This window comes from Kitasatospora sp. NPDC058032, assembly GCF_042885845.1.
In the GTDB taxonomy this organism is placed as follows: Bacteria; Actinomycetota; Actinomycetes; order Streptomycetales; family Streptomycetaceae; genus Kitasatospora.
In genome coordinates, this window is record NZ_JBHVRK010000003.1 from 423,315 (window position 1) to 435,524 (window position 12,210).

General features: G+C 72.2%; 11 protein-coding genes. All 11 read left to right on the forward strand.

Annotated elements, in window-relative coordinates:
* Positions 1–48 precede the first annotated feature (48 nt).
* The 11 genes from ACFVUH_RS07435 to ACFVUH_RS07485 all read left to right on the forward strand — a co-directional run bounded on the left by ACFVUH_RS07435 (position 49) and on the right by ACFVUH_RS07485 (position 12,149).
* The gene (locus ACFVUH_RS07435; protein WP_387911734.1) at positions 49–993 is read left to right on the forward strand and encodes a hypothetical protein; all 945 of its coding nucleotides are present in this window, start codon (positions 49–51) and stop codon (positions 991–993) included.
* Positions 994–1,083: 90 nt separating this feature from the next.
* Entirely contained in the window at positions 1,084–2,733 is a 1,650-nt protein-coding gene (locus tag ACFVUH_RS07440) for a peptidoglycan-binding protein (RefSeq protein WP_387911736.1), read from the forward strand.
* A gap of 86 nt (positions 2,734–2,819) precedes the next feature.
* A complete protein-coding gene (locus ACFVUH_RS07445; RefSeq protein WP_387911825.1) occupies positions 2,820–3,536 on the forward strand; it encodes an ABC transporter ATP-binding protein in 717 nt (238 codons plus the stop codon).
* Entirely contained in the window at positions 3,533–4,768 is a 1,236-nt protein-coding gene (locus ACFVUH_RS07450; protein WP_355357854.1) for an ABC transporter permease, read from the forward strand. The genes ACFVUH_RS07445 and ACFVUH_RS07450 overlap by 4 nt, the downstream gene beginning before the upstream one ends.
* Positions 4,769–4,854: 86 nt before the next feature.
* Positions 4,855–5,607, forward strand: a complete 753-nt coding sequence (locus tag ACFVUH_RS07455) for a hypothetical protein (RefSeq protein WP_355357851.1) — start codon at positions 4,855–4,857, stop codon at positions 5,605–5,607.
* A 180-nt stretch (positions 5,608–5,787) separates the two neighbouring features.
* The gene (gene lysX / locus ACFVUH_RS07460; protein WP_387911738.1) at positions 5,788–7,344 is read left to right on the forward strand and encodes a bifunctional lysylphosphatidylglycerol synthetase/lysine--tRNA ligase LysX; all 1,557 of its coding nucleotides are present in this window, start codon (positions 5,788–5,790) and stop codon (positions 7,342–7,344) included.
* A 4-nt stretch (positions 7,345–7,348) separates the two neighbouring features.
* On the forward strand, positions 7,349–7,471 hold the full coding sequence (locus ACFVUH_RS07465) for a hypothetical protein (RefSeq protein WP_355357848.1): 123 nt from the start codon (positions 7,349–7,351) through the stop codon (positions 7,469–7,471).
* A gap of 118 nt (positions 7,472–7,589) precedes the next feature.
* Positions 7,590–8,051 carry a BlaI/MecI/CopY family transcriptional regulator gene (locus ACFVUH_RS07470; RefSeq protein WP_387911740.1) on the forward strand — a complete coding sequence of 154 codons (462 nt, stop codon included), beginning with the start codon at positions 7,590–7,592 and terminating at the stop codon, positions 8,049–8,051.
* 9 nt (positions 8,052–8,060) lie between these two features.
* Entirely contained in the window at positions 8,061–8,597 is a 537-nt protein-coding gene (locus ACFVUH_RS07475; RefSeq protein ID WP_355357842.1) for an amino-acid N-acetyltransferase, read from the forward strand.
* 91 nt (positions 8,598–8,688) lie between these two features.
* Entirely contained in the window at positions 8,689–9,039 is a 351-nt protein-coding gene (locus ACFVUH_RS07480) for an Lsr2 family protein (RefSeq protein WP_355357839.1), read from the forward strand.
* Positions 9,040–9,629: 590 nt separating this feature from the next.
* A complete protein-coding gene (locus ACFVUH_RS07485; RefSeq protein ID WP_355357836.1) occupies positions 9,630–12,149 on the forward strand; it encodes an ATP-dependent Clp protease ATP-binding subunit in 2,520 nt (839 codons plus the stop codon).
* Positions 12,150–12,210: the final 61 nt, after the last annotated feature.

A 12,210-nucleotide genomic window follows, 5' to 3' on the forward strand; every position in this document is an offset into this window, starting at 1 on the left:
TCTACACGGTCGACAGTTGGATCGACTTTCCGGAACGAGGGTGTGGACGTGGCCGATGACACGCGGTCGGACGACGAGGCGGGCGGCGGCGAGCGGGCGGCCCGGCGGCGCCGGCGGGCGCTGCTGCTGGTCATGGCGGCGGCCGTGACACTGGCCGGATGCTCCTCCGGCGGCTCCGGCGGGGGCTCCTCGGCTCCCGCCGCCACCCCGTCCGGGGCACCGGCCGCCGCCGAGGCCGCACGGGAGACGGGATTGCCGCTGGAGACGGCGATGCTGGGGGACGCGGAGAGCCAGGCCGTCACTCAGAACGCGCTGAACAAGATCGCCGCGAAGTGCGCACGGGACCAGGGGTACCAGCTCACCGAACGGCCGCCGGTGACGGCCGCACAGCTCCTGGCCGACCGGAAGGCGCAGGGTTCGGGCTCGAACCCGTACGCACAGCCGTCCGCCCAGGCGCTGAAGGACTTCGGGTACGCCGGCTCCGAGCACGGACGCGACCCGAAGCCACCGGAGACGGGGCAGCCCCCCGCCGCCGACGCTGCGGGACGCAACGCGGAGACCAAGTGCGCCAAGGAGGCGGCGATCCGGCACACGGCGGCGGACCCGGCCATGAACGCGGCCCGGGGCCGGATACGCGAGCTGACGACGCAGGCCGACCAGCAGACCACGGCCGACTCCCGCCTGGTCGCCGCGCTCGCCCAGTGGTCGGGGTGCATGCGGCCCAGCGGCTACACGTACGCGAGCCCGACGGAGGCGGAGCAGCAGTTCGAGAAGGTCGTCGGCGCCGCCGGGGCCCAGGAGTTGGCGATCGCCCGGGCGGACGCCGAGTGCCGGTCGAGCAGTCGACTGGCGGACGTGTGGTACCAGGTGCGCTTGCAGGTGGAACAGCGGCTCGTCGAGCAGAACGCCCAGGTGCTGAAGGATGCCGCCGAGGCCGACAAGCGTGCCGCGCAGGCGGCGAGCCAGGCCGCGGGCCAGGCGGCGACCGGATGAACCGGCGTCCCCGACGGCAACCTTGACGCTGGTTCAACTTGTCGGTACAGCTGGACAGTTGTTTTGATCTCCCGGAACGAGGGTGGGGGCGTGGCAGAGTTCGAGCAGCCGGACGTGACGCCGGAGGCGGCGGCGGACGACGAGGTGGCCGGCGGCGAACGGGGTGTCCGGCGGCGCCGGCGGGCGCTGGTGCTGGTCATGGCGGCCGCGGTGGCGCTGGCCGGGGGCGGCGTGGCGGCGTCGACGATGATCAAGTCACCCGCACAGGCGGCCGCGGACAGCGAGCCGCCGGCGCCGGACGTGCTGACCGCCGCGGTGGAGCAGCGGGTGCTGACCGACTCCGTGGTGATCCGCGGCCAGGTGAGCGCCGGGCAGTCGGTGGACGTGGCGCCGGCCGGGGGCGGCGGGGCCGCGGGGGCGAAGCCGGTGGTGACCAAGCTGCCGGTCAAGGTCGGCGACCAGGTGCAGGCCGGGCAGTCGGTGCTGGAGGTGGCCGGGCGGCCGGTGTTCGCGCTGCACGGCGACCTGCCGGTGTACCGGGACCTCAAGCCGGGCGCCACCGGCCAGGACGTCAAGCAGCTCCAGCAGGCGCTGAAGGAGCTGGGGTTCGAGTCGTCCGCCGACCCGGAGGGGACGTACGGCGCCGCCACCAAGGACGCGGTGAAGGCGTTCTACGCGGCGCGCGGCTACGACCCGCTGCCCGCCACCCCCGACGGGGACACCCAGGTGACCGCCGCCCAGGACGCGGTCACGGGGGGCGAGCGCGCCCTGGCGGATGCCAAGGACGCACTGAAGCAGGCCAAGAAGCGCTACGACGAGGCGGTGGCGGCCGCCCAGCAGCAGGCGCAGCAGCAGGCCCAGCAGAGCGCCGCGCCGAGCACCGCGCCGACGGCCGGGGCGACCTCCGGTGCCGGCGACACCGGTGGCCGCCCCGCCGCGAGCGGCGGCGCGGCCCCGGCCCCGGCCGGGGAGAGCCCGGTGGACGCCGCCCGCACCGCGGTCGACACCGCCCAGAAGCTGGTGAACCGCTCCACCGAGGACCTCACCAAGCTGCGGAAGAAGGTGACGGACGCGAAGGCCGTCGCCGGCCCGATGGTCCCGGCCACCGAGCTGCTGTTCCTCTCCGGCTTCCCGGCCCGGGTCGACTCGGTGGCCGGCCGGATCGGCGGCGAGGTGTCCGGCAAGGTGCTGACCGTCTCGGCCGGGGCGCTGGTGGTCAAGGGCAGTCTGACCATCTCCGACAAGGGCCTGGTGCACCCCGGGCAGGCGGTGGAGATCCTCTCCGAGGTGACCGGCCTCAAGGCCGCCGCCAAGGTCGCGGCGGTCGCGGACACCCCCGGGGACGGCCAGCCGGCCGGCGCCGCGCCGGGCGGCGGCCAGGGCGGCGGCCAGAACCCGCCCACCGTGCAGGGCGGCGCCGCGACCGGCTACCAGATGGTGGTCCAGCCGGACGCCCCGCTGGACCAGCGGCTGGCCGGCCAGGACGTCCGGCTGACCGTCCAGGCCGCCTCCTCGGCCGGCCCGGTGCTGGTCGTCCCGCTGTCGGCGGTCTCCGCGACGGCGGACGGCAGGACGGTGGTGACGGTGTACGAGAACGGGCAGCGCCGCCGGGTGGAGGTCACCCCGGGAACGGTGGGCGGCGGCAGCACCGAGGTCCGGCCGCTGACCGAGAACACCCTGAAGCCGGGCGACCAGGTCATCGTCGGCGTCAAGGACGCCACCGGGGCGGGTGCCAAGTGACCGACCCGACCCAGGTGACCGACCTGACCAACCTGACCGAGCTGGCCGAGCTGACCGAGCTGACCGAGCTGACCGAAGCGACCGACGTGGCCGAGGCGACCGGCCCGGCCACCCCCGTCATCGAGTTCCGTCAGGTCGGCCTGACCTACCCGGGCCCGCCGCCGGTGGCCGCCCTGAAGCCGTGCGACCTGGCGATCGCCCCCGGCGAGTACGTGACCGTGATCGGCCCCTCCGGCTCCGGCAAGTCCACCTTCCTGAACATCGCCGGCCTGCTGGATGCCCCCACCACCGGCCACTACCTGCTGGACGGCATCGACACCGGCGGGCTCCCGGACGCGGACCGCACCGCGCTGCGCGGGCGCCGAATAGGCTTCGTCTTCCAGTCCTTCCACCTGCTCCCGCACCGCTCGGCGGCCGAGAACGTGGCCCTCGCCATGCTCTACACGGCCACCCGGGGCCGGCGCGCCGCCGCCGAGCGGCGCGAACTGGCCCGGGCGGCGCTGGTCCGGGTGGGCCTCGGCCACCGGCTGGACGCACTGCCGACCCGGCTCTCCGGCGGCGAGCGCCAGCGGGTGGCGATCGCCCGGGCGCTGGTCGGCCGGCCGTCGCTGCTGCTCTGCGACGAGCCGACCGGCAACCTCGACACCGTCACCGCCGAGTCGATCCTGGCCCTGCTGGACGAACTGCACGCCCAGGGCCTGACGGTGCTGCTGATCACCCACGACCCGCAGGTGGCCGCGCGCGGCCGGCGGACGGTGGCGATCAGGGACGGCCTGCTGCGCGAGGAGGTGGCCGTCGCATGAGGCCGACCCGCCGCGACCGGGTGGTCGAGCCCTCCCGCCTCCCGCTGCGCGACCTGTTCGCCGAAGCCCTGGCCGGGGTGCTCCAGCGGCCCGCCCGCTCGGCGCTGACCGGTCTGGGCACCGTGCTCGGGGTGGGCACCTTCGTGGCCATCCTGGGACTGACCGCGACCACCTCCTCGCAGATCGACTCCCGGTTCAGCGTGCTGAGCGCGACCGAGGTGAGCGTCGAGGACATCGGCGGCACCCGCCCCGAGCTGGTGCCGCTCGCCTTCCCCGCCGACGCCGACGCCCGGATCCAGCGACTGAACGGGGTCGAGGCGGCCGGCGTCTACTGGCCGGTGGACCAGGCCTCCGGAACGGTCCGGGCCGCCCCCGTGGGCCGGCAGGGCGGCGGCGAGCAGGTCTCCGTGGTGGCCGCCTCGGCCGGGGTGCTCGCGGCGGCCGAGCCGCACCTGCTGCAGGGCCGGACCTTCGACAGCTGGCACGACTCCACCGGCCGCCAGGTCGCGGTGATCGGCGCGGCGCTGGCCTCCCGGCTGGGCATCACCACGCTGGACACCCAGCCGGCGATCTTCCTGCAGAACAAGCCGTTCACGGTGATCGGGATCGTCGACGACGTGAAGCGCAAGCCGGACCTGCTGCTCTCGGTGACGGTGCCGCGCGGCGCCGCCGCCAGGCTCTGGGGCGAGCCGGAGCGCGACCGGGCCAAGATGATCATCTCGACCCGGATCGGCGCCGCCCGGCAGATCGCCGCCGAGGCCCCGCTCGCCCTGGACCCGGCGCACCCGGAGTACTTCAAGCCCGTCCCGCCGCCGGACCCGCGCACGCTGCGCTCCAACGTCACCTCCGACCTCAACCAGCTGTTCCTGCTGCTGGCCGGCATCTGCCTGGTGATCGGCGCGGTCGGCATCGCCAACACCACCCTGGTCGCCGTCCTGGAGCGGACCGGTGAGATCGGCCTGCGCCGGGCGCTGGGCGCGCGGGGCCGGCACATCACCGGCCAGTTCCTCTCCGAGTCGGCCTCGCTGGGGCTGATCGGCGGCCTGGTGGGCACCTCGCTGGGGGTGCTGACGGTGCTCGGGGTGGCGCTCGCCCGGGACTGGACTCCGGTGGTCGACCCGGCGACGGTGGCGGCGGCGCCGGTGATCGGACTGCTCACCGGACTGCTGGCGGGGGTCTACCCGGCCTGGCGGGCGGCCCGGATCCAGCCGGCGGAGGCACTGCGCCGCTGAGCCGCCCCGGCACGTTCCCGGGCCGGACGCGCGGCGTCGGCGCGACGCTACCGACAAATCGGATATTCCTCACGTAGTGTCAGCCCATGCCTACGCCACACGGATCGCGCGGCGGCATGGCCTTCAGCGCCGACGAAGTCCGCGTGCTGCGCCGCGCCCTCGCCCAAGCCCTGCACCCCGTCGTCCCCGTCCACCTCCAGCTCCCCGGCCTGCCGGCCTCCGCCGACGCGGGTGCCGCGCTGTGGGCCGAGGACGTCCAGGACGCGCTGCGCCTGACCGAGGCGATCGACGAGGCCGTCCAGGAGGGCGGCCGGCTGCGCGCCTTCCTCCTCGCCGACCTCGCCCGCTACCGCACCGCCCTGCCGGGCAGTGCCAGCGGCTACCTGGAACGGCTGGAGGAGGCGGTGGCCGACGGCTACCTCCCCGGGCCGGAGGACCTCACCGCGCTGCGCGGGCTGAGCCGCCAGCCCTGCGGCCAGGGCGAGCGCTCCCGCCGCTCCCGGCTCGCCGGGCGCTGCCACGCGCTGGCCGAGGCCGCGGTCCGCGAGCGGCTCGCCCTCACCACCGGCCAGCGCCACCTCGTCGCCGTACCGAGCCCCGCCGCACCGAGCGGCAGTCCCCTCACCCCTGTTGGAGGACGGATCCCGATGAGCAGCACCGAGCCCCCCGTCGAGCAGTCCGCCGACCCCCGCGCGCCCCAGGGCCGCCAGCCCGTCCGGCCGCACCGGATGCCCACCCCCGCGGAGCTGTTCGGCCGCCGCCCCAAGCCGCCGGTCCACCCGGCCGCGCCGGCGGCGGCCGAGGACGCGGACGTCGAACTGGCCACCGGCACCGGCTGAGCCCGCGCCACCGACGCCTCCCGGGGAGGCCGCGCCGGATCCGTCCGGCCCGGCCTCCCCGGTTCCGTTCCCGGCTCCCGTTCCCGGCGGCCCCGTCGCACCACCGCGGCACCACTGCCGCACCGCACGGCACGGTAATCCTGTGGCAAAGCACCGGTGGCGGCTGGCTACTCTGGTGGGGTGAGCGATCAGAGCCCTATCCCCGCGACCGACGACCTTCCCGAGCAGATGCGCGTCCGGCGCGAGAAGCTGGAGCGGCTCCGGGCCGCCGGCGTCGACCCCTACCCGGTCGGCTTCCCCCGGACGAGCACCATCGCCGACCTCCGGGCCAAGCACCCGGACCTCACCCCGGACACCGCGACCGGCGAGCGGGTCGGCATCACCGGCCGGGTGATCCTCTCCCGCACCGGCGGCAAGCTCTGCTTCGCCACCCTGCGCGACGGCTCCGGCGACCTCCAGGTGATGCTCTCCCTGGACAAGCTGGGCGAGGAGCGGCTGTCGGCCTGGAAGTCCGACATCGACCTCGGCGACCAGGTCGGCGTCGAGGGCGAGGTGATCACCTCCCGGCGCGGCGAGCTGTCGGTGATGGTGGACCGCTGGGAGCTCACCGCCAAGTGCCTGCGCCCGCTGCCGGACAAGCACAAGGGCCTGACCGACCCGGAGGCCCGGGTCCGCCAGCGCTACGTCGACCTGATCGTCAACCCGGAGGCCCGCGAGATCCTCCACCTGCGTTCCAAGGTCGTCCGCTCGATCCGCCGCACCTACGAGGAGCGCGGCTACATCGAGGTCGAGACCCCGATGCTGCAGCCGGTGCACGGCGGCGCCAACGCGCGGCCGTTCAAGACGCACATCAACGCGTACGACATCGACCTCTACATGCGGATCGCCCCCGAGCTGTACCTCAAGCGGCTGGTGGTCGGCGGCGCGGAGAAGGTCTTCGAGATCAACCGCAACTTCCGCAACGAGGGCGCGGACTCCACCCACAACCCCGAGTTCACCTCGCTGGAGTCGTACGAGGCCTACGGCGACTACGACACCCAGGCCGAGCTGATCCGGGCCACCATCATCAACGCCGCCCGGGACGCGCTGGGCACCACGGTGATCAAGGGCCTGGACCCGCACGGCGTGGAGCACGAGATCGACCTGGCCGAGCCCTGGGAGGAGATCGGCGTCTACCCGGGCATCTCCGCCCGGCTGGGCGCCGAGGTCACCCCGGAGACCGGCGTCGAGGAGCTGCGCAAGCTGGCCACCGAGCACGGCATCCCCTTCGAGAAGGAGTGGGGCCACGGCCAGATCGTGCTGGAGATGGTCGAGCGCCTGCTGGAGGAGAACGCCGTCCGGCCGACCTTCATCAAGGACTACCCGACCGAGGTCTCCCCGCTGACCCGCCAGCACCGCTCGATCCCGGGCGTGGCCGAGAAGTGGGACCTGGTGATCTTCGGTACCGAGATCGGCACCGCCTACTCCGAGCTGGTCGACCCGGTCGAGCAGCGCGCCCGGCTGACCGCGCAGTCCCTGCTCGCGGCCGGCGGCGACGTCGAGGCGATGCAGGTCGACGAGGACTTCCTGCGGGCCCTGGAGTACGCGATGCCGCCCACCGGTGGCCTCGGTCTCGGGGTGGACCGCCTGATCATGCTGCTGACCGGCAAGAACATCCGGGAGACGGTGCTCTTCCCGCTGGTGAAGCCGGAGCCCAAGGCGTCCGCCGGTGCGGCGGAGAAGACCGAGGAGGAGTGACCTGATGGACTACGTCAGCGCGATCGTCCCGCCGCTGGTCATGGCGATCGGTTTCGGCTTCCTGGTGCGGGCCATCATCCGCAGCCAGGGCGGAGCCCAGAAGACCAAGGAGGACCTGGTCGACTGACCCCGTCGGTCGCCCGCGATCACCCCGCGCCGCCATTCCCGGATTCCGGGGGTGGCGGCGCGCCGGTTTGCGGCACTTCACAAGATTTGCCCCATTCACTCCCTATCCTGGCCGCACTATGGTCCGGCAACTCGGCGAACTTGAGAACGCCATCATGACCCGGGTGTGGCAGTGGAACCGACCGGTCACGGTTCGCGAGGTTCTCCTGGATCTGCGGTCGGAACGCGATATCGCGTACACCACGGTGATGACCGTGCTGGACAAGCTGCACAGAAAGGGCTGGCTCCGCCGGGAGCGCGCGGGCCGGGCCTATCGATATGAACCGGTCTCCTCGCGCGAGGCGTACACGGCGGCCCTGATGAACGACGCGTGGGCCACGAGCGACAATCCCGCCGCGGCCCTGGTGCACTTCTTCGGCCTGATGTCGCCCGAGCAGCGGGAGGCGCTGCGGGACGCCTTGCGGGTGGCCGCTCTGTCCCCGTCCGATCCGGCCGCCGCGGATTCCCGCCCGAGCGGGCCGGAGAGCGGACCGGAGAGCGGACCGGATACCGGCGGGACCGGGTCGGGGTCGGCACGATAACGTCCCGCCATGGAGGTCACCATCCGCCGGGCGCGGACCACGGACGTGCGGGCCGTACGCGGGCTCATCGACGCCTACGCACGCGACGGCATTCTGCTCGACAAGCCCACCGTCACACTGTTCGAATCGGTGCAGGAGTTCTGGGTCGCGGAACGCGACGACAACGGCACCGTGGTCGCCTGCGGCGCGCTGCACGTGATGTGGGAGGACCTCGCCGAGGTCCGCACCCTCGCCGTCGACCCGTCCTGCCGCGGCCACGGGGTCGGTCACCTGCTGCTGGAGAAGCTGCTGCAGACCGCCCGCTGGCTCGGCGTCCGTCGGATTTTCTGCTTGACGTTCGAGGTCGCCTTCTTCGCGAAACACGGTTTCACCGAGATCGGGGAGCTCCAGGAAACCGATGATGGTACGACAGACCCGGCGGCGATCGCTACGGATGTCTATGAAGAACTTCTCCGCTCGTACGATGAAGGTGTCGCCGAGTTCCTCGACCTGGAGCGGGTGAAGCCCAACACACTGGGCAACTCGCGCATGCTGCTGCACCTGTGAGCCGCCCCCGGACGGCCAGGGGTTTGTGTTTTCCGGAGAAAGGCGCTTTCCTTCCCTTAGGCAATGGGTCGTTTAGCGGAAAGGGAAGCCCGTGGCACAGAGGGTGCAGGTCATTCTTGAAGACGATCTCGACGGCGGGTCGGCGGACGAAACGGTGACGTTCGCGCTCGACGGCGTTGCCTACGAGATCGACCTGAAGAGCGCCAACGCGGACAAGCTCCGCGGCCTGCTGGCGCCGTACGTGGAGAAGGGCCGCAAGCAGAGCGGCCGGCTCGCCGGTGCCCGCCGCCCCGGCCGCGGCTCGGCCCCGCGTCCGTCCGGCAGCGTCCCGGACACCGCCAAGATCCGCGCGTGGGCCAAGGAGCAGGGCCTGGAGGTCAACGACCGCGGCCGCGTCCCCAGCAACGTGCGCGAGGCCTACGAGAAGGCCAACGCGTCCTGAACCGGTGACGCCCGGCAGTCCGGACGGGTGCGGGGTTCCGGGCGCCGCGTGAGGCGTCCACGGCAGACGTGCGGGGCGCGGAGGGGTCCCCTCCGCGCCCCGCGGCGCACCGCGTCACGGCCTGTGCAAGGCTGTAAGGGCGAAGCGGCGACGCGGACGCCACCGGGCGGCGCACACCGGCCGTCCCGGCCGCGGCTGATCCACCGTCAGCGGCGGCCCGACTTCTCGCCAGGCGAACACCGCCACCGCGGAAACTGCGCGAGAACCGCCCCGATACCGGGTATGAATGCAGGGGGACGGGGTCCGCGACTCCGCCCGGGGCAGGACGCGTGACCGGTCGGACACTCACCGGCAGCGCCACGGCGGAGGTTGTTCGCCGATGGCGTAGCGGTATCCGGTGCATCCGGCCCGCGTGCGGGAACACCGTCTCCCAGCATCGGGTTGGGATTGGTGTCGGCTGGTCGCGCTGTATGTCGCTCCCCTTCAAGGGGGCGAATCCGTGGGCCGCGCCGCTGAGCGGGACTAGCATGCGGAAGGACAGGGCGGGGACGGACCCCGAACTGCCCGACCGCTCTGAGGAGCGATAAACGATGTTCGAGAGGTTCACCGACCGCGCGCGGCGGGTTGTCGTCCTGGCTCAGGAAGAAGCCCGGATGCTCAACCACAACTACATCGGCACCGAGCACATCCTCCTGGGTCTGATCCACGAGGGTGAGGGTGTCGCCGCTAAGGCCCTGGAGAGCCTCGGGATTTCTCTTGAGGCCGTTCGCCAGCAGGTCGAGGAGATCATCGGCCAGGGCCAGCAGGCCCCGTCCGGTCACATTCCCTTCACCCCCCGGGCGAAGAAGGTCCTGGAGCTGTCGCTCCGGGAGGCCCTGCAGCTCGGCCACAACTACATCGGCACCGAGCACATCCTGCTCGGCCTGATCCGCGAGGGCGAGGGCGTCGCCGCCCAGGTCCTGGTGAAGCTGGGCGCCGACCTCAACCGGGTCCGCCAGCAGGTCATCCAGCTGCTCTCCGGCTACCAGACCCCCGGCGGCAAGGAGTCGGCCACGGCCGGCGGGCCGGCCGAGGGCACCCCGTCGACCTCGCTGGTCCTGGACCAGTTCGGCCGCAACCTCACCCAGGCCGCCCGCGAGGCCAAGCTCGACCCGGTCATCGGGCGCGAGAAGGAGATCGAGCGGGTCATGCAGGTGCTGTCCCGCCGCACCAAGAACAACCCGGTGCTGATCGGTGAGCCCGGCGTCGGCAAGACCGCCGTCGTCGAGGGCCTGGCCCAGGCGATCGTCAAGGGCGAGGTCCCGGAGACGCTCAAGGACAAGCAGCTCTACACGCTGGACCTGGGCGCCCTGGTGGCCGGCTCCCGCTACCGCGGTGACTTCGAGGAGCGCCTGAAGAAGGTCCTCAAGGAGATCCGCACCCGCGGCGACATCATCCTGTTCATCGACGAGCTGCACACCCTGGTCGGCGCGGGCGCCGCCGAGGGCGCCATCGACGCCGCCTCGATCCTCAAGCCGATGCTGGCCCGCGGCGAGCTGCAGACCATCGGTGCCACCACGCTCGACGAGTACCGCAAGCACCTGGAGAAGGACGCCGCGCTGGAGCGCCGCTTCCAGCCGATCCAGGTCGCCGAGCCGTCGCTGCCGCACACCATCGAGATCCTCAAGGGCCTGCGCGACCGCTACGAGGCCCACCACCGGGTCTCCATCACGGACGCCGCCCTGGTCGCCGCCGCCACCCTGGCCGACCGGTACATCTCGGACCGCTTCCTGCCGGACAAGGCCATCGACCTCATCGACGAGGCCGGTTCCCGGATGCGCATCCGCCGGATGACCGCGCCGCCGGACCTGCGCGAGTTCGACGAGAAGATCGCCGACGTGCGCCGCGAGAAGGAGAGCGCGATCGACGCGCAGGACTTCGAGAAGGCCGCGTCCCTGCGCGACGACGAGAAGCAGCTCCTGCAGGCCAAGGCCAAGCGCGAGAAGGAGTGGAAGGCCGGCGACATGGACGTCGTCGCGGAGGTGGACGAGGAGCTCATCGCCGAGGTCCTGGCCACCGCCACCGGCATCCCGGTCTTCAAGCTGACCGAGGAGGAGACCTCCCGGCTGCTGCGCATGGAGGACGAGCTGCACAAGCGCGTCATCGGCCAGAAGGACGCCATCAAGGCGCTCTCCCAGGCCATCCGGCGCACCCGTGCGGGCCTCAAGGACCCGAAGCGCCCCGGTGGCTCGTTCATCTTCGCCGGCCCGTCCGGTGTCGGTAAGACCGAGCTGTCCAAGACGCTCGCCGAGTTCCTCTTCGGCGACGAGGACGCGCTGATCGCCCTCGACATGTCGGAGTTCTCGGAGAAGCACACCGTCTCCCGGCTCTTCGGCTCGCCCCCCGGCTACGTCGGCTACGAGGAGGGCGGCCAGCTCACCGAGAAGGTGCGCCGCAAGCCGTTCTCCGTCGTCCTCTTCGACGAGGTGGAGAAGGCCCACCCGGACATCTTCAACTCGCTGCTGCAGATCCTGGAGGACGGTCGCCTGACCGACTCCCAGGGCCGCGTGGTCGACTTCAAGAACACCGTCATCATCATGACGACCAACCTCGGCACCCGGGACATCTCCAAGGGCTTCAACCTGGGCTTCGCGGCCCAGGGCGACAGCCAGACCGGCTACGAGCGGATGAAGGCGAAGGTCGGCGAGGAGCTCAAGCAGCACTTCCGCCCCGAGTTCCTGAACCGTGTCGACGACATCGTGGTCTTCCACCAGCTGTCCGAGGACGACATCATCCAGATCGTCGACCTCATGATCGCCAAGGTGGACGAGCGGCTCAAGGACAAGGACATGGGCCTGGAGCTCAGCGTCGAGGCCAAGAAGCTGCTGGCCAAGCGCGGCTACGACCCGATCCTGGGCGCCCGGCCGCTGCGCCGGACCATCCAGCGCGAGATCGAGGACCACCTCTCCGAGAAGATCCTCTTCGGCGAGCTGCGGGCCGGCCACATCGTGGTCGTCGGTGTCGAGGGCGAGGGCAAGGACGCGAAGTTCACCTTCCGCGGCGAGGAGAAGACCGCGATCGCGGACACCCCGGCCGCCGTCGCCTCCTCGGGCCCCGACCTGACGAAGTAGCAACATTTAACAGATAACAGCAAACGGTTTGGGCCCCCGGCGTTCGCGCCGGGGGCCCAAA